The following is a 22,711-nucleotide window of genomic DNA, read 5'->3' as shown; positions in this document are numbered from 1 at the left end:
CCTGCGCGCGCGCCGGCGAATGGCCGGAACGTCCACGGCCGCGAAAGGAGTTTTCACGGCGGAGGCCGTTACGCTTCTGGACCGCCCGCATTCGTGACCGATAGCGTCAGCATCCGGTGCCGTCGGTCAAAGCCTTCGGCCAAGGCGCGGGCGCGCAATGTCCGCGGCGAAGATGCCCGCGTCGCAAGACGGGCGAACAGGGAGGAAGACCATCATGACATATGTCTCACGCCGAGGAGTGCTCTCGGCGGCAGCGGTCGGGGCACTCGCCCACCCTGCCCTGGCCCAGGACTTCCCGAACCGGCTGGTCCAGCTGATCGTCCCCTTCGCCGCCGGCGGCGGAACCGATATCGTCGCGCGCTACTTCGCGGCCGCGGCGGGACGGGCCGGCGTCGCCATGCAGGTGAACCCGATGCCCGGCGGTGGCGGCGCCCGCGGCGGGCGCCAGGTCCTGCAAGCGGCGCCCGATGGCTACACGCTGCTGTTCGGCACCATGGGCTCCAATGTGATCACGCCGATGATGAACGACATCGGCTTCCATCCCGACAGCTTCGACACCATCGCGATCGTCGCCGCGGCCAGCCACATCTTCTGCGTGGGCGCGCAGTCCACGATCCATACCCTCGCCGACCTGCGACGGCAGGCGCGGGAGAAGAACCTCAGCTACTCATCGGCTGGCGCGGGCAGCCTTGGCCATGTCGCCATGGAGCTGTTTTCCCGCAAGACCGGCCTCGAATTCCTGCATGTGCCCTACAATGGCAGCGCGGAAGCGCTCAACGCCGTGCTCGGCCAGCATGTGGACATGACGCTGCCGACCACCGGCTCGGCGATGCCGACGATTACCTCGGGCTATATCCGCGCCCTTGCCATCACCTCCGACACCCGCTCGGCGGAGGCGCCCGACGTCCCGACGGTGCGCGAGGCCGGCGTGGATCTGCTCGTGCTGAACTGGCGCGGCATCTTCGCGCCCAAGAACACGCCCGCGCCCATCCGCGCCTTCCTGACCGACCTCTGCCGCCGCATCGTCGCCGAGCCGGAATTCGCGGCCCTCTCCACCCGCACCGAGGGCGAACCACCGATCTTCCGGGACTCCGCCAGCTTCGCCCGGCAGATCGATGAGGAGACCAAACAGTACCAGGACATCGTCGCGAGCATGCGCCGGCGCTGAACGGCGGCCCGGCCCGCTACCCCACCGCGCGCCCCTCGATGCGGCGCAGGGCGAGGAAGACCACCCCCGCCACCACGGCAAGCTGGCCCGCGAACAGGGCGAGCGGCAGCGACCAGCTGCCGCTCGCCGACACGATCAGCGCGAAGCCGGCTGGGGCCGCGAGGTAGCCGAAGAAGATGAACAGCGTGGACCCCACGGTCGCGTTGGATACATCCCGCGCTGGCACCAGCCGCGCGACCTCGGCCAGATAGATGCCGTTCCAGCTCGCGGCGAGGAAGCCGCAGACAGCGGCGAGCAGATGGATGCCGGGCAGCGGAAAGCCCCGCGGCATCGCCCCGAAGGCGAGCGCGCAGGCGGAGGCGACGACGGCCTGCACCAACAGGTTGCGGATCGGCGTGCCGGTGCGGTCGGCGAGCCAGCCGAGCAGCACCCGCGCGACCACCCCCGCCGCCTGCATGCTCGCGAAGGCCGCCCCTGCCTGGACCAGCGACAGCCCATGGATCTGCGTCAGCCAGGTCACGGTGAAGGCGAAGAGGCAGCCCTGCAGCGCCGCGAAGGACACCCCGAGCACCGTCAGCAGCGGCAGCACCGGATGCAGCCGCAAGGCGCCGATCGGGGCGAACAGGACCGAAGGCCGCAGCAGCCCGCGCAGGTTCAACGGCCGGCCGCGGTCGCGCTCGCTGTCCAGCGCCTGCTGCAACGGCTGGATCGCGACGATGGCGATGCAGGCGGTGCCGACCGCGACCAGCAGCGCGAGGGACCAGCCGAAGGCGGCGGCGATCGGTGCGGTCACCAGCCCCGCGCAGGCCCCGCCCAGCGGCGCCCCCGCCTGCTTGACCGAGAAGATGAGGCTGCGGTGCCGGGGCGGCGCCGTCGCCGCCAGGATCTGGCTGCCCGCGGGCGGCGATGGCCCATAGCCGATGCCCAGCAGCAGCGAGGCGACCACCAGTGCCGCCGGCGTGCCCGCCGCCGCCGCCAGCAAGCCCAGGGCCGAAAGCGCCGCCCCCAGTTGCAAGGTCCGCACCGGGCCCCAGCGCAGCAGGAACGGTCCGCCGAGCAACAGGAACAGCAGCGTCCCGCCCGCGACCAGTGCGGAGAAATTGCCGATGCTTTCGGGCGACATCCCGGCGCTCGCGGTGATCAGCGGGGCGATCACGGGCAGGCTCTGCGTGACGAAGGAGGCGACCGCCTGCATCAGCAGCGTGCCGCAGAGCGCCCAGATCCAGACCGGCCCCCGCAGGACGCGCGGCTCAGGCACCCGTCGCGCAGCCATTGAGAAAGATCGCCACCGCGCGGCGGATCTGCGCCTCGATCTGCTCGGCGGGCGGCGTTTCCCTCAGTCGCAGCAAGAGCTTTATGTGAATCACGCCGATCGCCATGCCGAAGAGCATATCCGTCGCTTCCTTGGCGCTGTCCAGCCGCAGCCGGCCGGCGGCGGCCTGCTCGGAGAGAAAGCGCTCCAGCCCGCTTTCGCAATTGCCGGGGCCGGCACGGTGGAAGGCCTCGGCGACCTCGGGGTAGCGCCCGCCCTCGGCGGAGACGAGGCGGAACAGGCCCATCTGCGGCGTGGAAAGCAGCAGCATCGCCGGCGCCAGCAGCCGCCGCACCAGCGCCTCCTCCAGCGAGAGCCCGGCGTCATCCACCTCGGCGTGCAGCTTGGCGAGGTGATGCGTCACCACCGCCTCGAACAGCGCGGCCTTGGAGGCGAAGAGCTGGTAGAGCGTCTTCTTCGACATCCCCGCCGCCCGGGCCACCTCGTCCATATTGGCCGCGGCGTAGCCCTCCTGGACGAAGACATCATGCGCGACGGCGAGCAGATAGTCCCGTCGCTCCGCCTCCGGCATGCCGCGGCGCGGACCGGACGGGTGCGCCGTCATGTCGCATGCGCCGCTACGGGTGGTCTCCATCTCCTGCGTCCTCCCTGCCCTGTGCCGGCCCCGGGTCTGCGACGGGTGCGGGTTGCATTGGTGCGGCTTGCTCGCCGGTTGAGAAGGGGCTCCGTGCGATCCGGCACGGATTTCCCCGTCCCTCCCGATCAGCGTGCCGCGGTGGCGATCTCCGGCGCATGATCGGTCCAGCCGCCGCCCAGCACCTTGTAGAGCGTGACCAGATTGACCAGCCGGGCCTGGTGCAGGGTGATGAGCTGCTGCTGCGCCGCATACAGCGAACGCTGCGCGTCCAGCGTGGTCAGATAGTTGTCCACGCCGCCGCGGAAGCGCAGCTCCGACAGCCGATAGGAATCGGCATAGGCATCGGTCAGCGCCTGCTGCGCCACGATCTGGTCGTCATAGGTGCCGCGCGCCGCCAGCGCGTCGGCGACCTCGCGGAAGGCGGTCTGGATCGCGGCCTCGTAGCGCGCGACGTAGATGTTGCTCTGCACCTTGGCGAGATCGAGGTTCGCCTGGTTGGACCCGGCATTGAAGATCGGGACCGACAGCGCCGGGGCAAAGGCCCAGGCCGCCGAGCCCGCCGCGAAGAGGCCGGACAGGCTGGAACTGGCCGTCCCTATGCTCCCCGTCAGGCTCAGCGACGGGAAGAAGGCCGCGCGCGCCGCGCCGATATTGGCATTGGCGGCGATCAGGCTGTGTTCGGCCGCCTGCACATCCGGCCGGCGCAGCAGCACCTCGGAGGGCAGCCCGACCGGCAGATCGGCGAGCAGCGCCGCCATGGCGAGCCGGCCGCCGGCCAGCAGATCGGGCGGCACCGGCTGGCCGAGCAGCAGCGCCAGCGCATTCTCATCCTGCGCCGCCTGGCGGGTATAGGCGGCAAGGTTGGCCCGCGCCGTCTGCACCGAGGTTTCCGCCTGCCGCAGCGCCAGCGCATCCGTCGCCCCGCCCTCGACACTGGCGCGGGTGACGGAGAGCGAGCTTTCCTGGCTCGCCAGCGTCTGCCGGGTCAGGTCGAGCAATTCGGCATCGGCCAGCACCGCCAGATAGGCCGTGGCGACCTGTGCGACGAGGCTGATCTGCGCGCTGCGCCGGGTTTCGGCATAGCCGAGGTAGGATTGGAACGCCGCCTCGCTGAGGTTCCGCAGCCGGCCGAACAGGTCGATCTCGAAGGAGGTGAAGCCGACATTGGCGCCGTAGCTGCGGCTGTTGATGCCCGCATTGCCGCGGTTCGCCCCCGCCGAGGACAGGTCCGATGGCGTGCGCTGCGTGGTGAGCGAGCCTTGGCCATCGACCCAGGGAAACAGCTCCGCACGGGTCGCGCGGAACTGCGCCTCGGCCCCCTGCACGTTCAGCGCGGCCACCCGCAGGTCGCGGTTGTTGGCCAGCGCGATCTCCACGAGGCTTTGCAGCCGTGGGTCATGCATGAAGTCGCGCCAGCCGATGGCATCGGCGGAAAGCTGCGCGGCATCGCCCGCGGCGACGGGGGTGAGCCCGGCCTCGCGATAGGCGGGACCACCCGGCCAGGCGGCCGGGATGGGGGCCGCCGGGCGCAGGTAGTCGGGGGCGAGGCTGCAACCGGCCAGCAGCAGGCCGGCCAGGAGAGGAAGGGTCGGACGCATGCTCACTCTCCGGCCGCCGGCTGCGGCAGGGCCTTGGTCTCGGGTTTGGGCTCTGGGGCCTGCGCCGGCTTCACCCGGAACAGCCGCAGCACCACGACGAAGAAGATCGGCACGAAGAAGATGGCCAGCACCGTGCCCGCCACCATGCCGCCGATCACGCCGGTGCCGATCGCGTTCTGCGCGCCGGAACCCGCACCGGTCGAGATCGCCAGCGGCACCACGCCGAAGGTGAAGGCGAGCGAGGTCATGATGATCGGCCGCAGCCGCTGGCGCGCGGCGCTGACCGCGGCCTCGACCAGGGATTGCCCCTTCTCGAAGTTCTCCTTGGCGAACTCCACGATCAGGATGGCGTTCTTCGCGGACAGGCCAACGGTCGTCAGCAGCCCGACCTGGAAATACACGTCATTGGCGAAGCCGCGGAAATACACTGCCAGCACCGCGCCGAGGATGCCGAGCGGCACCACCAGCATGACCGCGGCCGGGATCGCCCAGCTTTCGTACAGGGCCGCGAGGCAGAGGAAGACCACCAGCAGCGACAGCGCATAGAGGCCCAGCGCCTGCGAGCCGCTCTGCTGCTCCTGGTAGGACAGGCCCGACCATTCGTAGCCGAGACCCTCGGGCAATTGGGCCGCCAGGCGTTCCATCTCGCTCATCGCCTCACCGGTGCTGCGCCCCGGCGCGGGGCTGCCCAGGATGTTCATCGAGGGGATGCCGTTGTAGCGGTCGAGCTTCGGCGCGCCGAAGCTCCATTCCGTCGTGGTGAAGGCCGAGAACGGCACCATCTCCCCGGCGGTATTGCGGACGTACCATTTGTCCAGGTCGCTCGGCTGCATGCGGGAGGATGGGATGCCCTGCATATAGACGCGCTTGACCCGGCCGCGATCGACGAAGTCGTTCACATAGGAGGCGCCGAAGGCCGAGGAGATGGTGCCGGTGATGCTGGAGACCGAGAGGCCGAGCGCGCTTGCCCGTTCCCAATCCACGTTCAGCGTGTATTGCGGCTCATCGTTCATGTTGTTGGGGCGCACGCCGGCGAGCACCGGGCTTTGCGCGGCGAGGCCGAGCAGTTGGTTGCGCGCGGCCAGCAGCTGTTCATGCGTGGTCGCGCCCCGGCCCTGAAGCTGGAAGTTGAAGCCGGTGGCATTGCCGAGCTCGGCGATGGCCGGCGGGGCGAAGGCGAAGACACTGGCATCGCGATAGGTGGAGAAGGCCCCCATGACACGGCCGGCTATGGCGCCGACGCCGAGGCGCGCCGCCTGGCGCTCCCCCCAGGGCTTGAGCGAGACGAAGGCGAGACCCGAATTCTGGCCACGGCCGGAGAAGGAGAAGCCGGCGATGGTGAAGACCGAGCTGACGGCCTCGCCCTCGGTCTCCAGCAGGTAGGTGCGGACATCGTCCAATGCCCGCTGCGTCCGCTCCTGCGTCGCACCGGGCGCGGTCGCGACCTGGATGAACATCGTGCCCTGGTCTTCATCGGGGATGAAGGAGGTCGGCAGCCGCAGGTAGAACACCCCCATCGCCACGACGATCGCGCCATAGATGACCAGGTAGCGCAGCGGCCGGCGCGTCATGGATTGCACGCCGCGGGTATAGCCGCGGTTGGTGCGGTCGAAGTTGCGGTTGAACCAGCCGAAGAAGCCGCGCTTCTCGCCATGCTTCGGCCGCCGCAGGATGGTGGCGCACAGTGCGGGGGTGAAGATCAGCGCGACCAGCACCGACAGCGTCATCGCCGAGACGATGGTCAGCGAGAACTGGCGATAGATCACCCCCGCCGAACCGCCGAAGAAGGCCATCGGCACGAAGACCGCCGAGAGCACCAGCGCGATGCCGACCAGCGCGCCGCTGATCTGCCGCATCGACACGCGCGTCGCCTCAAGTGGCGAGAGCCCGTCTTCCTCCATCACGCGCTCGACATTCTCGACCACGACGATGGCGTCATCGACCAGCAGGCCGATGGCGAGCACCATGGCGAACATGGTCAGCGTGTTGATGGAATAGCCGAAGGCCGCGAGGACCGCGAAGGTGCCGAGCAGGACCACCGGCACCGTCAGCGTCGCGATCAGCGTCGCACGCAGGTTCTGCAGGAACAGCAGCATCACCACGAAGACCAGCACGATCGCCTCGCCCAGCGCCCGCAGCACATTCTCGATCGAGAGGCTGATGAAGGGCGTGGTGTCGAGCGGATAGACCGCCTCCAGCCCCGCCGGGAAGCTGCCGCGCAGCCCATCCAGGGTCGAGCGGACGGCCGCGGCCGTGTCCAGCGCATTGGCGCCGCTGGCCAGCTTCACCGCGATGCCGGCGGCGGGCCTGCCATTGTAGGTGGTGCCGAACGCGTAGTTCTCGGCACCGATCTCGATCTGCGCCACATCGCGCAGCCGCACCTGGGAGCCATCCGCATTCACCCGCAGCAGGATGGCGCCGAACTGCTCGGGCCGTTGCAGGAAGGACGGGCCGATGATGGTGGCGTTGAGCTGCTGGCCCGGCACCTGCGGCTGCGCGCCAAGCTCACCCGAGGCGATCTGGACGTTCTGTGCCTGGATGGCGGTGCTGACGTCGGTCGTCGTCATGCCGAAGCTGTTGAGCTTGGCGGGATCGAGCCATATCCGCATCGCGTATTGCGCGCCGAACAGCTGGTAGTCGCCGACACCGGGCGCCCGGCTCAGCGGATCCTGCACGCTGGAGGCGATGAAATCGGCGATGTCGTTGATGTCCAGCCGGCCATCGGTCGAGACGAAGCCGACCACCATGAGGAAGTTGGTGGTCGCCTTGGCGACGCGCACGCCCTGCTGCTGCACCGTCTGCGGCAGGCGCGGCATGGCGAGCTGCAGCTTGTTCTGCACCTGCACCTGGGCAATGTCCGGGTCGATCCCCTGGGCGAAGCTCAGGGTGATGGTCAGCGCGCCGGTCTTGGTGCTCTCGGAGGAGAAGTAGATCAGCCCGTCGATGCCGCTCATCTGCTGTTCGATGACCTGCACGACGGTGTTCTGCACCGTCTCGGCCGAGGCGCCCGGGTAGTTCGCCGAGATCGAGATCGCCGGCGGGGCGATCGCCGGATACTGCGCGACCGGCAGCGAGCGCAGCGCGAGCACGCCGCCCAGCATCACGACGATGGCGATCACCCAGGCGAAGACCGGGCGATCGATGAAGAAGCGCGACATGGCTCAGTTCCCGCGGCGGTCGGCGGTGGGGCCGATGTTGCGCTGGCGCAGTTGCTCGGCGGTGGTCACCTCGACGGTGACCTTGGTGCCGGTGAGCTGGCGCTGGTTGCCCTCCACCACCACGCGGTCACCGGCCTGCAACCCGTCGGTCACGAGCCACTGGTCGCCGATGGATTGGCCGGTGGTGACGATGCGCGGCTCGACGGTGCCATCGGGCTTGACCACCATGGCCACGGCCTGGGCGCGCTGGTTGCGGGTGATGCCCTGCTGCGGCACCAGAATGGCGTTGCGGTTCACCCCCGCCTGGATCGCGCCATGCACGAACAGGCCGGGCATCAGCGCGCCATCGGGATTGGGGAACAAGGCACGCAGCGTGACCGAGCTGGTGCCGGGCGCCACGATCACCTCGGAGAATTGCAGCCGCCCCGTCTGCGGATAGGCGATGCCGCCATCGAGGGTGAGTTTCACCTCGGCCTCCCCGGCCGAGGGCTGCTGCAACGTGCCATCGGCCATGTCCCGCCGCAGCCGCATCAGCGAGGTCGCGGGCTGCGGCATGTCCACATAGATCGGGTCGAGTTGGGTGATGCTGACCAGCGAATTCGTCTGGTTGGCGGTGACCAGGGCGCCCACGGTCACGCTGGAGCGGCTGGTGCGGCCGGCAATCGGCGCGGTCACCTTGGTGTATTGCAGGTTGATCTCCGCGGTCTGCACCGAGGCGCGGGCCGAGGCGACATCGGCCTCGGCCTGGCGCAGCGTGGCGACGGCGGTGTCCAGATCCTGCTGGCTGACGGCGCGGGCGCGGACCAGCGGACGGTAGCGCGCGACGATGGCCTGGGCCGAGGTCACGGCGGCCTCGGCGCGGGACTGCGCGGCCTGGGCGCTGGCCAGGGCGGCCTCATAGGCGGAGGGGTCGATCTGGTAGAGCTGCTGCCCCGCCTGCACCGCCTCGCCCTCGTTGAAGGAGCGTTCGCGGATCACGCCATTCACCTGCGGGCGGACCTCGGCGGTGCGATAGGCGTTGGTGCGGCCCGGCAGGTCGATGGTGATCGGCGCCGGCTGGGGCGTGACCATCACGACGGAAACGCTGGACGGGGGCCGGGCCTGGGCGGGGGCATTGGCCTGCGCCGTGGGGTCCTTGCAGGCCGAAAGCACCGCCAGGGCGAGGAAGGGGACGAGCTGGAGCCGGCGTCGGAGGCGCGTCTGCGAAGAGCGGGGCATGGGGGGGTCCATCCAATTGGGAAACCCTGCGGTTTCCAGTTGGACGGAAACTCTGCCGTTTCTAAGTGACCGTCAAGCAGTGTATTGCAACGCAGCATAGCCCCACGCCTGCGCCGCACGTCGGTTCGCACCAAGGGGCTGGCGTTCCCGATCCCGTCCCGATGTGGGCAATGAGGTCGCCGTCGGCCTGCGCTTCCAGATGCCGGAGTATCTGGCCGAGACGTCAAGGGCCTGGCGAACGACCTGCCGGGCGCGGCCCTTACCCCGGCAGCAGCCGGATACGCGCCTCCGCGGCGGCTTCCACCGCGGCGCGGCTATAGAGCATCGGCACGTACTCATCCTTCGCCCAGATCGGGAACAGGTCGCGGTAATGCGGGCTGTCCGGATCGCCGGACTGCCCGGGCGCGTTGATGGTCCAGCTCGCATCCCAGTTGCCGACATCCAGCACCATCCGCCAGGACACGCCGGAGACCACGCGGAAGTCGCTGCCGCGATAGCCATTGTTGTTGATGGTGAGGTTGGAGCCACCCTTGGGCGCCGGCCCGACATCCAGCTTCGCCGCCAGCCCCGGCGGCACCAGATGCGACAGCGGATGGCGGAAGTAGCCGTGATGCAGCCGCCCCCAGCTCCAGCCCGCACTGTCATCCCCCAAATGCTGCCGCGCTTCGGCCCAGGCGGCGGCGAGCGTCTCAAGCAGCAGCGCGTCGCGCGCCGCTTCGGGCTGCGGCCCAAAACCCGGGTCGCTCGCGGCCTCCAGCAAGGCGACGACCAAGGCGGTGTCGATCACGCCGAGCCTGGCCGCGAGCCCCTCCGGCCCGAGCGCCTTGGGGACGGCGGGCACCAGGTGCTTGGAGAACCAGATCTCGAACAGCGCCGCAGGGCCGCTCCCGGCCTCCAGCCGGTGGTCCCAGCCGGCGAGCAAAGCGCGCGCCTCGGCCGCCCCCGTCCCGCGCGCGCGGGCCAGCACGGCGCAGAGGCGGCGGGCCGTCACGCTCAGCACATCGGTCTGCAGCGCCAGGGTCTCCGCCACCGACCAGCGCTTTTCGCCCGCAAGAGCCTCCGACAGCCGCGTGTAGCGCGAGGCATCGGTCCATTCGAAGCCGGTCTTGTGATGGCGGTAGTCGAACTCCGGCGGCAGGTTCATCTGATTGGCCGAGCCGAGCCAGCCGCAGGCGGGGTCCTCGTCCTGCGGCAGGGTCGGGGCCTGGATGGTGCCGGCCCATTCGTAGCGGCCATCGCCCGGGACCGGCATCAGCCCGTCCCAGCCCGGCCGCACCGGCACGCGGGCCGCGGCGGACCAGGCGATATGCCCGTCCACATCGGCCACCACATGGTTGGTGGAGGGCGCGCCCCAGCCCTCCAACGCCTTGCGATAGGCGCCGATCGTGCCGGCGGTGAGGTAGCCGAGGCTCGCCATATAGGCGGCGGTGCCAGGCTCCCACCAGACGCTGCGCAGCGCATAGGCGCGGTGGGTGCCGGGATCGACATGCAGCACCGGGCCGTGGCGGGTGAAGCGCATCTCCACCGGCACCGCGTCGGCGCCGCGCACGGGCACCGATTCCGTCACCACGCGCATGCGCTCCCAGCCCTCGCCATAGCGGTAGAGGTCGGGGTCCGCCGCATCCAGCTCGTAGATGTAGAGGTCTTCCTGGTCCGACGGATGGATCGTCAGCGAGAAGGCCAGCCGGTCATTGTGCCCGAGGCTGACGCCGGGAATGGCCGCCTCCCCCGCCCCGATCACGTCCAGCCCGGGTGCGACCAGATGCGTGATGTAGCGCAGCGAGGGCTGGTCGTGGACACGATGCGGGTCGCTGGCCAGGATGGCGCGGCCCGTCGTGGTGCGTGATGGCGCCAGCGCCCAGTTGTTGCTGCCGGTATTCTCCAGCGCCTCGGCCGGCGTGGCGCTGCCGATCGCATTGGGCTCGCAGCCGAGCAGATAGGTGCGCATCACCTCGGGCGGGATGATGTGCGGTTCCAACCCCTCGGGCAGTTGCACAGCCCATTCGGGTTGCAGCCCCTTGTGCAGCCGGTCCGCCTCCAGCCCGAACTCCGTGGCGATGTTCATGCGGATCACCTCGTCATCGAGGTTGCGCACGCGGGCATGGGTGCGGCAGCGCACGACATCCTCGGGGCTCCAGCGCGCGGGGGCGGCGCCGAGGGCGCGGAACTCCACCGGCAGCCGCGCCGGCTCCCGCTCCACCAGGGCGACATAGGCGTTGATGCCGGCGGTGAAGGCGGTGGTGCGGGCCTGCGCCTCCGCGCCGTAGCTCGCCCATTCGGCGGCCATGTCGCCGCGATAGAGCAGCAGCCGCGCGGCGCGATCGCGTTCCACATAGGCGGCGCCGAGGTCGCCCGCCATCAGCCCGAGGCCACGCTTGCGCCAGAGGTCGATCTGCCACAGCCGGTCCCGCGCCGCGTTGAAGCCCTGCACGAAGAAGGCGTCCGGCTGGCTCGCCGCATAGATGTGCGGGATGCCCCAGCGATCGATCAGGATCTCGGCCTCGGCCGCGAGGCCGGCGACGCTGACGGTTTCGGTGGGAAGGGGCATGGGTGCGAAGATCCTGTCGGGAGAAAGCGGGCAGCCGGAGATCAGAAGCGATCCGGCCGGTAGGGCGTGGGATCGAGGAAGGTCGGCTCATCCGTCATCATCTCGGCGAGCAGCCGCCCCGTGGTCGGCCCAAGCGTCAGCCCCTGGTGGCCATGGCCGAAGGCGCACCAGATGCCTGGGTGCCCCGGCATCCGGCCGATGATGGGCAGCATGTCGGCGGTGCAAGGCCGCACGCCCAGCCAGGGCTTGTCCTCCACCCGCTCGGCCAGCGGCAGCATCTTGCGCGCCTCCGGCTCGGCGCGGTCGAGCTGCACGGGTGTCGCCGGCGCCTCGTCGCGCGCGAACTCCGCCCCGGTGGTCAGGCGGACACCGGCCCGCATCGGCATCAGCGCGAAGCCGGCACCGGCATCGATGACCGGGCGGTTCAGCACCGCATTGCCGCGCAGGCCGTAATGCACATGGTAGCCGCGCTTGCCGAAGACCGGCGGCGCATAGCCGAGCGGCCTGGTCACCCGCTCCGATCCGGCGCCCAGCGCCACGACGATGCGCGCGGCCTCGACCGGGCCATCGGCGCCCTGGACGCGCCAGCCCGATCCGGCCGGCCGCAGGGTGGTGGCGTCCCCGATCGCGAGCGTGCCGCCGGCTTCGGTGAACTGGCGCGCATAGGACAGGGTCAGCGCATGCGGATCGCTGACCGAAAGCGGGTCGGTCCAATGGATCGCGCCGGCACGGCTCTGCAACAGATGCGGCTCCGCGGCGGCGAGCTGGGCGCCGTCCAGTGCTGCGAAGTTCACGCCATGGTCGCGGTGCAGCAGGGCGGCCTCGGCCAGCGCCGCCTCCAGCGCGCCGCCATCGGCGTAAAGCCGCAGCCAGCCGATCGGCCGCAGCAGCGGCATCGCCTCGGTGCCACGGGCGACGGCGAAATGCTCATCGATGCAGGTCTGGATGAGCTGGGAATAGGCCTGCACCGCATGGAGGTAGCGCGTTGGCTCCGAATGCCACCAGTAGCGCAGCAGCGGCGAGGCGAAGCCGGGCAGCGCGAGCGGATGGTAATGCACATCGGTGCCGCGATTGCCGGCGATGCGCCACAGCTCGCTGACCGTGCGGGGAAAGGCATGGGGCTGCACCGCCTCGCGCTGGATCAGACCGCCATTGCCGAAGGAGGCGCCCTCCCCCGGCCCCTGGCGGTCCAGCAGGACGACGTCGCAGCCGCGGCGGCGTAGATGCAGCGCGACCGAGACGCCGACCATGCCGGCACCGAGCACGATCACAGGTTCAGGCATGGAGGAGTCCGATCGAGCTGCGGTTGCGGAGGGAGAGGGCCGGGGAGCGGCGCGTGATCCCGATCCTGGGCCGTGGCGCGACGGCGGTCGGAACGCAGGGCTCGGGCATGCGGGGTCTCACGGCAGTGGCTGCCTTCGCCTTCCGCTTTGGGGGGGGAGAGGTCAAGCCTGGGCGGGCCTGGAAATCGGGGGGGGCAGGCGGGGGGCGCTGCGGTGATGGGCAAGCCGGATGATGGGTGGTGGCGACTGCGGGTGCTGTGTCCAGGCGTGGGTTTGGGTGCGGGAGGCGCGCCCATTCGGCGGCTCAGGAGACGGTGGGATCAGAGTTAAGGACAGGGACCGAGCTCTCAACCAGAACCTAGGCCAGCACCCGCATCGCGCCGCGAAACCCCTCGGCGATCTCCATGCCGCGAATGTGCCACCCGGCCTCCACCACGCGGCGGCCGCCCACCACCACCGTCCGCACCGGATTGCCCTGGCCGGAGAAGACCCAGGCATCCAGCAGCCCATCGCCACTCCGCCCGATCAGCGCCGGATGCTCGGGGTCCAGCTCCACCAGGTCGCAGCGCGCCCCCGGCGCGATCCGCCCCAAGGGCCGGCCGCTGGCCTGGGCGCCGCCGGCCCAGGCGGCCTCCAGCAGCACCCGGGCGGGATGTGGATGCCCGGGGTCGGTCGCGACCGAGCGCTCCTGCAAGGCCAGCCGCTGGCTCGTCTCCAACTGCCGCAGCTCGTCGCGGGGCGAGGTGCCGACATGGCTGTCGGTGCCGATGCCGTAGCGCCCCGCCGCGGCGCGATACCCCGGCAGGTTGAAGATACCGTCCCCAAGACTCGCCTCGGTCGAGGGGCACAGCCCCGCCACGGCGCCGGAGGCCGCCAGCCGCGCGGTCTCGGCCGCGCTCATATGGGTGGCGTGGATCAGGCACCAGCGGGCGTCGATGTCGGCATTGTCGAGCAGCCAGTCCACCGGCCGCGCCCCGGTCGCCTCCAGGCATTCGGCGACCTCGCGCGCCTGTTCGGCGGCGTGGATGTGGATGGGAGTGCGCAGCGGCGCCATCGCCGCCAGCATCTCGGGCGTCACCGCCCGCAGCGAATGCGGTGCCACGCCCACGGCGAATTGCGGCTTGCCACGGGTTTCCGCGACCAGCCGGTCGAGGATCCGGAAGAAGCCGTCCAGGTCGTTGAGGAAGCGCCGCTGCCCCGGATGCGGCGGCTTCCCAAAAATCCCGCCATGGGCATAGAGGCTCGGCAGCATCGTCATCCCGATGCCCGCCCGCGTGGCGGCCGCCATCAGCCGCAGCGCCATCTCCGCCCGATCGGCATAGGGCGCGCCATCGGGCTGGTGGTGCAGATAGTGGAACTCGGCGATGCTCGTGAATCCCCATTCGAGGCATTCGGCGTAGAGCTGCGCCGCCACCGCCTCGGCCTGCTCCGGGCTGATCGCCAGCGCGTGGCGGTACATCGTCTCGCGCCAGGTCCAGAAGGAATCGCGCCCCGCCTCAGGCGGGGACCGCCGTTCGCCGCCGCCGGCCATGGCGCGCTGGAAGGCGTGGGAATGCAGGTTCGGCACCCCGGGCACCACGGTGCCGCGCAGCCGCGAGCCACCCTCCCGCAGCACAGCGAAGGGATCGGCGCCGGGGGTGACGGCGGTCAGGGTGCCAGAGGCATCCGCCTCGATTCGGACGGCATCGGCCCAGCCCGTGGGGAGCAAGGCGGCCTCGGCGAAGAAGACGGTCATCGCGCGGTGCTTCCCTATCTCGGCGTCCCGCCTATCCTGCCTCGCATGAGCGATCCTTCCAACCTCACCCCCGGCCAGGCCGCGCTCCCGGCGCTGCGGGCCATCATGGCCGGCGGGGCCGTGGCGCTGGCGCCCGGCTGGCGCGAGGCCTGCGCCGCCTCGGCCGCCGGGCTCGCGCTGCGGCTGGCCTCGGGCGAGGCGCTGTATGGCGTCAACACCGGCTTCGGCAAGCTCGCCTCCACCCGCATCGGGGCGGAGGATCTGGCACGGTTGCAGGTGAACCTGCTGCGCAGCCATGCCGCCGGCACCGGCCCGCTGCTGCGCGCGCCCGTGGTGCGGCTGATCCTGGCGCTGAAGGCGTTTTCGCTCGCCCGCGGCGCTTCCGGCGTCAGGCCGGAGGTGGTGGAGGCGCTGCTGGCGCTGCTGCGCCATGGGGTGCTGCCCTGCATCCCGGCGCGGGGTTCGGTCGGCGCCTCGGGCGATCTCGCCCCACTCGCGCATATGGCCCTGGTGCTGATCGGCGAGGGCCAGGCGCGGACCGAGGATGGCGTGGTGCTGGATGGCGCCGAGGCCATGGCCCGCGCCGGGCTGGCGCCGCTGGAACTGGAGCCGAAGGAGGGGCTGGCGCTGCTGAACGGCACCCAGGTCAGCACCGCGCTGGCCCTCGGCGGGCTGTTCGCGGCCGAGGATCTGTGGCGCAGCGCGCTGGTCACCGGCGCGATGTCGGTCGAGGCGGCGCGCGGCACCGACACCCCCTTCGACGCCCGCATCCATGACCTGCGCGGCCAGCCCGGCCAGATCCGCGCCGCGACGGCCTTGCGGAGCCTGCTGGCGGGCAGCGCAATCCGCGAGAGCCACCGCCTGGGCGACCCGCGCGTGCAGGACCCCTATTCGCTGCGTTGCCAGCCCCAGGTCGCCGGCGCCTGCCGTGACCTGCTGGACCAGGCCGGCGCCACCCTGGAACGCGAGGCCAATGCCGTCACCGACAACCCGCTGGTGGTGCCGGATGGGGCGGGTGGCTTCGACCTGCTCTCGGGCGGGAACTTCCATGCCGAGCCGGTGGCCTTCGCCGCCGATATCATCGCGCTGGCCCTGGCCGAGACCGCCGCCATCGCCGAACGCCGCATCGCGCTGCTGACCGATCCGGCGCTCTCGGGCCTGCCGGCGTTTCTGGTCCGCGAAGGGGGGCTGAACTCGGGCTTCATGATCGCCCAGGTCACGGCGGCGGCGCTGGCCTCGGAGGTCAAGGCCATGGCGCATCCGCGCAGCATCGACAGCCTGCCGACCAGCGCCAACCAGGAGGACCATGTCAGCATGGCCACCGGCGCGGCGCTGCGCCTCTCCGACATGGCCGAGCAGGTCGCCGGCGTCCTCGCCATCGAGGCGCTGGCCGCGGCGCAGGGCATCGGCTTCCACCGGCCGCTGTGCTCCTCGGTGCCGATCGAGGCCGCCCATGCGCTGGTCCGCTCCGTCGCCGGCCCCTGGGAGGAGGATCGCATCATGGCGCCGGACATCGCCGCCGTGACGCTGCTGGTCGAACAGGGCGCGCTGGCGGCGATCTGCCCCGATGTTTGACCGGGTCTGGCTCAACGCCTCGCTGGCGACGATGACCGGCGACGGGCTCGGGATCGTCGAGGATGGCGCGATCGCGACGCGGGGCGAGGCCATCGCCTGGGTCGGTCCCCGCGCCGCCCTGCCCGGCCCCGCCGCCGAGACGCATGACTGCGGCGGCGCCTGGATCCTGCCGGGTCTGATCGACTGCCACACCCATCTGGTCTTCGGCGGCGACCGCGCCGCGGAATTCGAGCGGCGGCTTGGCGGCGTCTCCTACGAGCAGATTTCCCGCGAGGGCGGCGGCATCCTCTCCACCGTCAGCGACACCCGCGCCGCCGATGAGGCGGCCTTGTTCGACGCCGCTTTGCCGCGCCTGGACGCGCTGCTGGCCGAGGGCGTGACCACCATCGAGATCAAATCCGGCTATGGGCTGGAGGTGGCGACCGAAGCACGGATGCTGCGCGTGGCCCGCGCCCTGGGCGCGGCACGGGAGGTGACGGTGCGCACCAGCCTGCTCGCCGCCCATGCGGTGCCACCGGAATTCGCCGGGCGGCAAGGCGACTACATGCGCCATGTCATCGAGCACATCCTGCCCGCCACCGCCGATCTTGCCGATGCCGTCGATGGCTTCTGCGACCGCATCGGCTTCACGGCGGCCGAGACCGATGCGTTGTTCCAGGCCGCGGACGCGCTGGGGCTGCGGGTGAAGCTGCATGCGGACCAGTTATGCGACCTCGGCGGTGCCGCGCTGGCGGCGGCCCATGGGGCGCTCTCGGCCGATCATCTGGAGCACAGCAACCCAGGCGGCTTTGCCGCCATGGCGGCGGCCGGCACCATCGCCGTGCTGCTGCCCGGTGCCGGCTACTTCATCCGCGAGACGCACCACCCCGACATCGCCGCGATGCGCGCGACCGGGGTGCGGATGGCGCTGGCCTCGGACATCAACCCCGGCTCCTGCCCGGCGCGGTCGCTGCTGCTGATGCTGAATCTCGGCTGCACGCTCTACCGGCTGACGGTGGCCGAGGCGCTGCGCGGCGTCACCTGCGAGGCCGCCGCCGCCCTGGGCCTGGCCGATCGCGGGCGGCTGGAGGCGGGCCTGCGCTGCGACCTGGCGCTGTTCCGGATCAACCGGCCGGCCGAGCTGTGCTACTGGATCGGCGGCAATCCCAATGCGGGGCGCGTCGTCGCCGGCCGCCCCGCGTGACGCCGGCCGAAATCCAGGCGCGGGTGCATGAGGGCGTGCCGCTGGCGGCCCTGTTCGGGATCGAGGTGGTCTCGGCCGGCGAGGGTGTGGCGGTGCTGCGCCTGCCGCCGGCGCCCTTGCTGCTGCGGCCGGGCAACACGCTCTCCGGCCCCGCGATCATGGGGCTGTGCGATGTCGCGATCTGGGCGGCCTTCCTGACCGCCACGGGCGGGGATGACAATGCCCGCACGCAGCATCTGGCGGTCACCTTCCTCAAGCCCGCCGGCCCCGGCCCGCTGCTGGCCGAGGCACGCATCGTCCGGCGCGGCGCGCGGGTGGTCTATGCCGATGTCTGGCTGCGGGCCGAGGGGGCCGAAGCCCCCTGCGGCCATTGCACCAGCACCTGGGTGGTGGTCGCTTAAGGCAGAACGTAAGCCGTCTTCACGATGGTGTAGAACTCCCGCGCATAGGCCCCCTGCTCGCGCGGGCCGTAGGACGAACCTTTCCGCCCGCCGAAGGGCACGTGGTAGTCCACCCCCGCCGTCGGCAGGTTCACCATCACCATCCCCGCCTGCGCCGCGCGCTGGAAGTGGCGGGCGTGCTTGAGGCTGGTGGTGCAGATGCCGGCCGAGAGGCCGAATTCGGTGTCATTCGCCGCGGCCAGGGCCGCGTCGTAGTCCTTCACCTTCTGCACGCTCGCGACGGGGCCGAAGATTTCCTCGCGCGCGATCCGCATCGTCGCCTTGGTCTCGGTGAACAGCGCGGGCTGCATGTAGAAGCCCTGGGTGCTGCGGTTCAGCACCTCGCCGCCGAAGGCGAGGGTGGCACCCTCGCCGCGCCCGATCCCGATGTAGTCCAGGTCCTGCTTGAACTGCGAGGCATCGACCACCGGGCCGATATCGGTGCCCGGCGTCAGCGCATTATCCACCTTCAGGCTCTGCATCTTCTCGACCATGGCGGCCACGAAACGGTCGTGGATGCCCTCGGTCACGATGAAGCGGGAGGAGGCGGTGCAACGCTGCCCGGTCGAGAAGAAGGCGCCGTTGATGGCGCAGCCCACCGCGATCGCGAGATCCGCGTCATCCAGCACGACCAGCGGATTCTTGCCGCCCATCTCCAGCTGCACCTTGGCGCCGCGCGCCACGCACTTCTGGGCGATGGCGCGGCCGGTGCCGACCGAGCCCGTGAAGGTCACGGCATCCACATCCGGGCTGTTCACGATGGCATCGCCGACGATGCTGCCCTTGCCGCAGACCAGGTTCAGCACGCCCTTGGGCAGGCCGGCGCGATGCAGGATATCGACCAGCGCCCAGGCCGAACCCGGGACCAGCTCGGCCGGCTTGATGACGACGCAATTGCCGTAGGCGAGCGCGGGGGCGATCTTCCAGGCCGGAATGGCGATCGGGAAGTTCCAGGGGGTGATCATGCCGATCACGCCAACCGGCTCCCGCGTCAGCTCGATATGCACGCCGGGGCGGACGGAGGTGACGACCTCGCCGTTCAGCCGCAGGGTCTCGCCCGCGAAGAACTTCAGGATCTGCCCGGCGCGGGCGGCCTCGCCGATGCCCTCGGGCAGGGTCTTGCCTTCCTCGCGCGACAGCAGGCGGCCGAGTTCCTCCTTGCGGGCCAGCACCTCGGTGCCGGCCTTGTCCAGGATGTCGAAGCGCAGCTGCGGGCTGGCCGCGGCCCAGGCCGGGAAGGCGGCACGCGCGGCGGCGATCGCCGCCTTCGCGTCATCCGCGCTGCCGCTCGGGAAGCTGCCCACTACATCGGAGGTGTCCGAGGGGTTGATGTTGTCGACCATGGTCGACGCGCCGACCCATTCGCCGTTGATCAGATTGCCGTAGGTGCCGTCTGGCATGGGGAATTCTCCACCTTCGTTGTTGCCTGGGATAAGCGGCCGGATGTCTCAGATATCGGCGTAGACATGGGTCTCCGCCTCGGCACCCGGATGCGTCACCGCGCCCTGGAAGGCGGGGCCGACGAGCTGGGCGTATTTCCACAAGGCGCCGGAGTTGTAGTCGGTCTTGCGCGGGGTCCAGGCGGCGCGGCGCGCGGCCATCTCCTCATCCGACACCAGCATGTCGATGGTGCCGGCGACCGCGTCGATGACGATCTTGTCGCCATCCTTCAGCAGCGCGATCGGGCCGCCGACCGCGGCCTCCGGCCCGACATGCCCGACGCAGAAGCCGCGCGTGGCACCGGAGAAGCGGCCATCGGTGATCAGCGCGACCTCACCACCCATGCCCTGGCCATAGATGGCCGCGGTGGTGGAGAGCATTTCCCGCATGCCGGGACCGCCCTTGGGCCCCTCGTAGCGGATGATGATGACGTCACCGGCCTTGTAGGCGCGGGCATCGACGGCGGCGAAGGCATCCTCCTCGCAGTCGAAGCAGAGCGCGGTGCCCTCGAAGCGCTGCTCGACCATGCCGGCGACCTTCACGATGGCGCCGTCGGGGGCGAGGTTGCCCTTCAGCCCGACCACGCCGCCGGTCGCGGTGATCGCATCCGAGACCGGGCGGATCACGTCCTGGTCCTTCGGGAAGATCACGTCGCGATGGTTCTCGGCGAGGGACTTGCCGGTGACGGTCAGGCAATCGCCATGCAGCAACCCGGCATCCAGAAGCGCCCTCACGATCACCGGAATGCCGCCGACCTTGAACACGTCGAAGGCGACGTATTTTCCGCCCGGCTTCAGGTCGGCGATATAGGGGCTGCGGCGCATGATGTCGGCGACATCCTGCAAGGTGAACTTGATCCCCGCCTCATGCGCCATCGCCGGCAGATGCAGTGCTGCATTGGTCGAACCGCCGGTGGCGCCGACGATGATCGCGGCATTCTCCAGCGACTTCAGCGTGACGATGTCGCGCGGGCGGATGTTCTTCTTCAGCAGCTCCATCACCGCCTTGCCGGAGGCCACGGCCCAGCGGTCGCGGTCCTCATACGGCGCGGGGGCGCCGGCGGAATTCGGCAGTGCCAAGCCGATCGCCTCGGAGACCGTCGCCATGGTGTTGGCGGTGAACTGGCCGCCGCAGGCACCGGCCGAGGGGCAGGCGACGCATTCCAGCTCGTGCAGGTCCTCGTCCGACATCTTGCCGGCGGCGTGCTGGCCCACGGCCTCGAACACATCGACGACGGTGACGTCATGGCCCTTGAAGGTGCCGGGCAGGATCGAGCCGCCATACATGAACACGCTCGGCACGTTCAGCCGCAGCATCGCCATCATCATACCGGGCAGCGACTTGTCGCAGCCCGCGAGCCCGACCAGCGCATCATAGCAATGCCCGCGCATCGTGAGTTCCACGGTGTCGGCGATCGCATCCCGGCTGGCCAGCGAGGACTTCATCCCCTGGTGGCCCATGGCGATGCCATCGGTGACCGTGATGGTGGTGAATTCGCGGGGCGAGCCGAGACCCTCGATCACGCCCTTCTTCACGCTCTGCGCCTGGCGGGAGAGCGCGATGTTGCACGGCGCTGCCTCGTTCCAGCAGGTGGCCACACCCACCAGCGGCTGCGCGATCTCCTCCTCCGTCATGCCCATGGCGTAGTAGTAGGAGCGATGCGGCGCGCGCTCGGGCCCCACGGTGACGTGGCGCGACGGCATGCGGGACTTGTCCCAAGCGGTCATTGTCTGGCGTTCCCTGCTCAACTGACGGGAGCCCGTCGCCATGGACGGCTCCCCCTCATGCATCCGGTTTTGCCCCTCCCCCGGTGCGCCCGCAAGCCGGGCTCACCGGCATGCCTGCCATCGGCCCATGTCGAGGTGGAAATGGTTGCGGTGCGCGGCGTTGTGGTCAGGCCCCAGCACCGCCCCGAACCAGCGGCAGGCGCCGTCACGCACCGCGCGCAGGAAGGCGGCGCGATCCCCCTGCCCGCCCCAGTCCCGCAGCACCGACACCTCCCGCCCGTCGCGCAGCACGAACGCCGCGACATCGATGGCATTGGCCGTCGCGTGCTGGCTGCGGCGGCCGGCGGTGGCGTGGTTCACGTTGCGGCAGGCATAGGTGCCGAAATGGCGGATGGCGGCGACTCCGCTGCCCAGATGCGCCGATGCGGCGGGTTGCAGGCTGTTGCGCTCGAACAGCACCCAGGCGGCGGCCAGGGGGCAGGTGACGGTGGGATCGGCGGGGATGCCGCGCGGGGTCTGCGGCAGGCGCAGCGTGTTCTCCAGCGCGCAGCCAGCATCCGACGCCCGGTCCGGCAGCGGCGTGAACGCGATCCCCGAGCGCGCGAAGGCGGCGCGGCAGGCGGCGGGGCTCTGCCGGAGCCAGGCGAGCTTCAGCGGCGTCAGCAGGTTGGGCGGTGCGGTGAGGTCGAGCGGGGCGCGCGGGTCCCATGCGGGGGGCAGATACCGCAGCCCGACCGCCACGGCGCCGGAGAGGAGGAGGAGCACGAGAAGCCAGCGCATGATGGCAGCAGGCTAGCAGAGCGCGGCGCTGGGATCACTTAGCCGTTGCGCTCAGTGTTCCGGCTTGATACTTAGCCTTATGGAACAGTATCACGCGCAGCTCGACGGCGTCTTTCAGGCTCTGGCCGACCCCACGCGCCGGGCGGTGCTCGGCCGGCTCGGCCAGGGCCCCGCCAGCATCAGCGAACTGGCCAGGCCCTTCGGCATGGCCCTGCCCTCCTTCATGAAACACATCCATCTGCTGGAGGAGAGCGGCTGGATTCGGACTCACAAGGAAGGCCGGGTGCGGACCTGCGCCATCGAGACGCGCGCCTTCGTCACCGTGCAGGCTTGGCTCTCCGAGCAGCGCGCGCTCTGGGAGGGGCGCACCGACCGGCTTGAGCATTTCGTCATCCAGACCAAGGACCAGCCAAGATGATCCCTGGCCCAAACCCGGACCTCGACCTGACGATATCGCGCCTCATCAAGGCGCCGCGTGCCGCCGTCTGGGCGGCCTGGACCATCCCCGAGCGCTTCGAGCAATGGTGGCTGCCGGCCCCCGCGCGCTGCAAGGTCCGCCAAATGGATCTGCGCCCCGGCGGCGCCTTCGTCACCCATATGAGCGAGGAGGGCGGGGCGTTCATGCCGCATGTGGCCGGCTGTTTCCTGGCCGTGGACCCGCTGGAGCGCCTGGTCTTCACCGATGCGCTGCTGGGCGGCTGGCGGCCCGCCGCCAAGCCCTTCATGACCGCGATCATCACCCTGACCGAGCATCCGCTGGGCACGGATTACGCGGCGCTGGTGATGCACGCCAGCAGCGCCGATCGCGACGCGCATCGTGAGATGGGTTTCTTCGATGGCTGGGGCACCGTCATCGAGCAACTGGCCCGCCTGGTGGAATAGGCGGCCGCTGGGGGAAGTGCAGAAACACCGTGTTTCTGCTGGGGTGCTCGAGGGGCGAGCCCCTCG

At 70.4% G+C, this 22,711-nt stretch carries 17 protein-coding genes; 6 read left to right on the top strand and 11 right to left on the bottom strand.

Annotated features, from left to right (window positions below):
• Positions 1–214: 214 nt before the first annotated feature.
• The gene (locus C8P66_RS00565) at positions 215–1,168 is read left to right on the top strand and encodes a Bug family tripartite tricarboxylate transporter substrate binding protein (RefSeq protein WP_158537044.1); all 954 of its coding nucleotides are present in this window, start codon (positions 215–217) and stop codon (positions 1,166–1,168) included.
• Positions 1,169–1,184: 16 nt separating this feature from the next.
• Here the strand turns inward: C8P66_RS00565 and C8P66_RS00560 are convergent, their stop codons facing one another.
• From C8P66_RS00560 to C8P66_RS00525, 8 genes are all read right to left on the bottom strand, one after another.
• Positions 1,185–2,426, bottom strand: coding sequence for an MFS transporter (locus C8P66_RS00560; protein ID WP_158537043.1), 1,242 nt, complete (start codon positions 2,424–2,426; stop codon positions 1,185–1,187).
• Positions 2,419–3,045 (bottom strand): TetR/AcrR family transcriptional regulator, encoded by a 627-nt coding sequence (locus C8P66_RS00555; protein WP_158537042.1) that lies wholly within the window; start codon positions 3,043–3,045, stop codon positions 2,419–2,421. The genes C8P66_RS00560 and C8P66_RS00555 overlap by 8 nt, the downstream gene beginning before the upstream one ends.
• Positions 3,046–3,203: 158 nt before the next feature.
• Positions 3,204–4,676: an efflux transporter outer membrane subunit gene (locus C8P66_RS00550; RefSeq protein WP_111396189.1), complete on the bottom strand. Its 1,473-nt coding sequence runs from the start codon at positions 4,674–4,676 to the stop codon at positions 3,204–3,206.
• A gap of 2 nt (positions 4,677–4,678) precedes the next feature.
• Positions 4,679–7,834, bottom strand: a complete 3,156-nt coding sequence (locus C8P66_RS00545) for an efflux RND transporter permease subunit (protein ID WP_111396188.1) — start codon at positions 7,832–7,834, stop codon at positions 4,679–4,681.
• 3 nt (positions 7,835–7,837) lie between these two features.
• Positions 7,838–9,052, bottom strand: coding sequence for an efflux RND transporter periplasmic adaptor subunit (locus C8P66_RS00540; RefSeq protein ID WP_158537041.1), 1,215 nt, complete (start codon positions 9,050–9,052; stop codon positions 7,838–7,840).
• A gap of 259 nt (positions 9,053–9,311) precedes the next feature.
• Positions 9,312–11,600, bottom strand: a complete 2,289-nt coding sequence (locus C8P66_RS00535) for a penicillin acylase family protein (RefSeq protein ID WP_111396186.1) — start codon at positions 11,598–11,600, stop codon at positions 9,312–9,314.
• 41 nt (positions 11,601–11,641) lie between these two features.
• Positions 11,642–12,883 carry an NAD(P)/FAD-dependent oxidoreductase gene (locus tag C8P66_RS00530; RefSeq protein ID WP_111396185.1) on the bottom strand — a complete coding sequence of 414 codons (1,242 nt, stop codon included), beginning with the start codon at positions 12,881–12,883 and terminating at the stop codon, positions 11,642–11,644.
• Between the two features lie 358 nt (positions 12,884–13,241).
• Complete coding sequence (locus tag C8P66_RS00525) at positions 13,242–14,618, bottom strand: formimidoylglutamate deiminase (RefSeq protein WP_111396184.1); 1,377 nt, start codon at positions 14,616–14,618, stop codon at positions 13,242–13,244.
• Positions 14,619–14,663: 45 nt separating this feature from the next.
• On the opposite strand from C8P66_RS00525, the gene hutH reads away from it, so the two are divergent.
• The 3 genes from hutH to C8P66_RS00510 are packed head-to-tail and all read left to right on the top strand — an operon-like array spanning position 14,664 to position 17,777.
• Positions 14,664–16,193 carry a histidine ammonia-lyase gene (hutH, locus tag C8P66_RS00520; protein ID WP_111396183.1) on the top strand — a complete coding sequence of 510 codons (1,530 nt, stop codon included), beginning with the start codon at positions 14,664–14,666 and terminating at the stop codon, positions 16,191–16,193.
• A complete protein-coding gene (hutI, locus tag C8P66_RS00515) occupies positions 16,186–17,376 on the top strand; it encodes an imidazolonepropionase (protein ID WP_111396182.1) in 1,191 nt (396 codons plus the stop codon). Before hutH ends, hutI begins: the two co-directional genes overlap by 8 nt.
• Positions 17,373–17,777, top strand: a complete 405-nt coding sequence (locus C8P66_RS00510) for a PaaI family thioesterase (protein WP_111396181.1) — start codon at positions 17,373–17,375, stop codon at positions 17,775–17,777. The genes hutI and C8P66_RS00510 overlap by 4 nt, the downstream gene beginning before the upstream one ends.
• On the opposite strand, the gene C8P66_RS00505 is transcribed toward C8P66_RS00510, so the two are convergent.
• From C8P66_RS00505 to C8P66_RS00495, 3 genes are all read right to left on the bottom strand, one after another.
• A complete protein-coding gene (locus C8P66_RS00505; protein WP_111396180.1) occupies positions 17,774–19,216 on the bottom strand; it encodes an aldehyde dehydrogenase family protein in 1,443 nt (480 codons plus the stop codon). The genes C8P66_RS00510 and C8P66_RS00505 overlap by 4 nt on opposite strands.
• 48 nt (positions 19,217–19,264) lie before the next feature.
• Positions 19,265–20,983, bottom strand: a complete 1,719-nt coding sequence (gene ilvD, locus C8P66_RS00500; protein WP_111396179.1) for a dihydroxy-acid dehydratase — start codon at positions 20,981–20,983, stop codon at positions 19,265–19,267.
• A 102-nt stretch (positions 20,984–21,085) separates the two neighbouring features.
• Complete coding sequence (locus C8P66_RS00495; protein ID WP_111396178.1) at positions 21,086–21,763, bottom strand: extensin-like domain-containing protein; 678 nt, start codon at positions 21,761–21,763, stop codon at positions 21,086–21,088.
• A 79-nt stretch (positions 21,764–21,842) separates the two neighbouring features.
• On the opposite strand from C8P66_RS00495, the gene C8P66_RS00490 reads away from it, so the two are divergent.
• Together C8P66_RS00490 and C8P66_RS00485 are read left to right on the top strand one after the other, a co-directional pair.
• The gene (locus tag C8P66_RS00490) at positions 21,843–22,181 is read left to right on the top strand and encodes an ArsR/SmtB family transcription factor (protein ID WP_111396177.1); all 339 of its coding nucleotides are present in this window, start codon (positions 21,843–21,845) and stop codon (positions 22,179–22,181) included.
• Positions 22,178–22,645 carry an SRPBCC family protein gene (locus tag C8P66_RS00485; protein WP_111396176.1) on the top strand — a complete coding sequence of 156 codons (468 nt, stop codon included), beginning with the start codon at positions 22,178–22,180 and terminating at the stop codon, positions 22,643–22,645. Before C8P66_RS00490 ends, C8P66_RS00485 begins: the two co-directional genes overlap by 4 nt.
• The last annotated feature ends 66 nt before the right edge of the window (positions 22,646–22,711 follow it).

Origin of the sequence: Humitalea rosea (genome assembly GCF_003253705.1) — a bacterium.
Lineage (GTDB): Bacteria > Pseudomonadota > Alphaproteobacteria > Acetobacterales > Acetobacteraceae > Humitalea > Humitalea rosea.
Note: the sequence above shows the minus strand (reverse complement) of the source record. Positions and strands in the feature narration are given on the sequence as shown.

Excerpts from the sequence above, each read along its gene's own strand:
- C8P66_RS00565 (WP_158537044.1), top strand. The coding sequence starts at position 215 with ATGACATATGTCTCACGCCGAGGAGTGCTCTCGGCGGCAGCGGTCGGG.
- C8P66_RS00555 (WP_158537042.1), bottom strand. The coding sequence starts at position 3,045 with ATGACGGCGCACCCGTCCGGTCCGCGCCGCGGCATGCCGGAGGCGGAG.
- C8P66_RS00550 (WP_111396189.1), bottom strand. The coding sequence starts at position 4,676 with ATGCGTCCGACCCTTCCTCTCCTGGCCGGCCTGCTGCTGGCCGGTTGC.
- C8P66_RS00545 (WP_111396188.1), bottom strand. The coding sequence starts at position 7,834 with ATGTCGCGCTTCTTCATCGATCGCCCGGTCTTCGCCTGGGTGATCGCC.
- C8P66_RS00540 (WP_158537041.1), bottom strand. The coding sequence starts at position 9,052 with ATGCCCCGCTCTTCGCAGACGCGCCTCCGACGCCGGCTCCAGCTCGTC.
- C8P66_RS00535 (WP_111396186.1), bottom strand. The coding sequence starts at position 11,600 with ATGCCCCTTCCCACCGAAACCGTCAGCGTCGCCGGCCTCGCGGCCGAG.
- C8P66_RS00530 (WP_111396185.1), bottom strand. The coding sequence starts at position 12,883 with ATGCCTGAACCTGTGATCGTGCTCGGTGCCGGCATGGTCGGCGTCTCG.
- C8P66_RS00525 (WP_111396184.1), bottom strand. The coding sequence starts at position 14,618 with ATGACCGTCTTCTTCGCCGAGGCCGCCTTGCTCCCCACGGGCTGGGCC.
- hutH (WP_111396183.1), top strand. The coding sequence starts at position 14,664 with ATGAGCGATCCTTCCAACCTCACCCCCGGCCAGGCCGCGCTCCCGGCG.
- hutI (WP_111396182.1), top strand. The coding sequence starts at position 16,186 with ATGTTTGACCGGGTCTGGCTCAACGCCTCGCTGGCGACGATGACCGGC.
- C8P66_RS00505 (WP_111396180.1), bottom strand. The coding sequence starts at position 19,216 with ATGCCAGACGGCACCTACGGCAATCTGATCAACGGCGAATGGGTCGGC.
- ilvD (WP_111396179.1), bottom strand. The coding sequence starts at position 20,983 with ATGACCGCTTGGGACAAGTCCCGCATGCCGTCGCGCCACGTCACCGTG.
- C8P66_RS00495 (WP_111396178.1), bottom strand. The coding sequence starts at position 21,763 with ATGCGCTGGCTTCTCGTGCTCCTCCTCCTCTCCGGCGCCGTGGCGGTC.
- C8P66_RS00490 (WP_111396177.1), top strand. The coding sequence starts at position 21,843 with ATGGAACAGTATCACGCGCAGCTCGACGGCGTCTTTCAGGCTCTGGCC.
- C8P66_RS00485 (WP_111396176.1), top strand. The coding sequence starts at position 22,178 with ATGATCCCTGGCCCAAACCCGGACCTCGACCTGACGATATCGCGCCTC.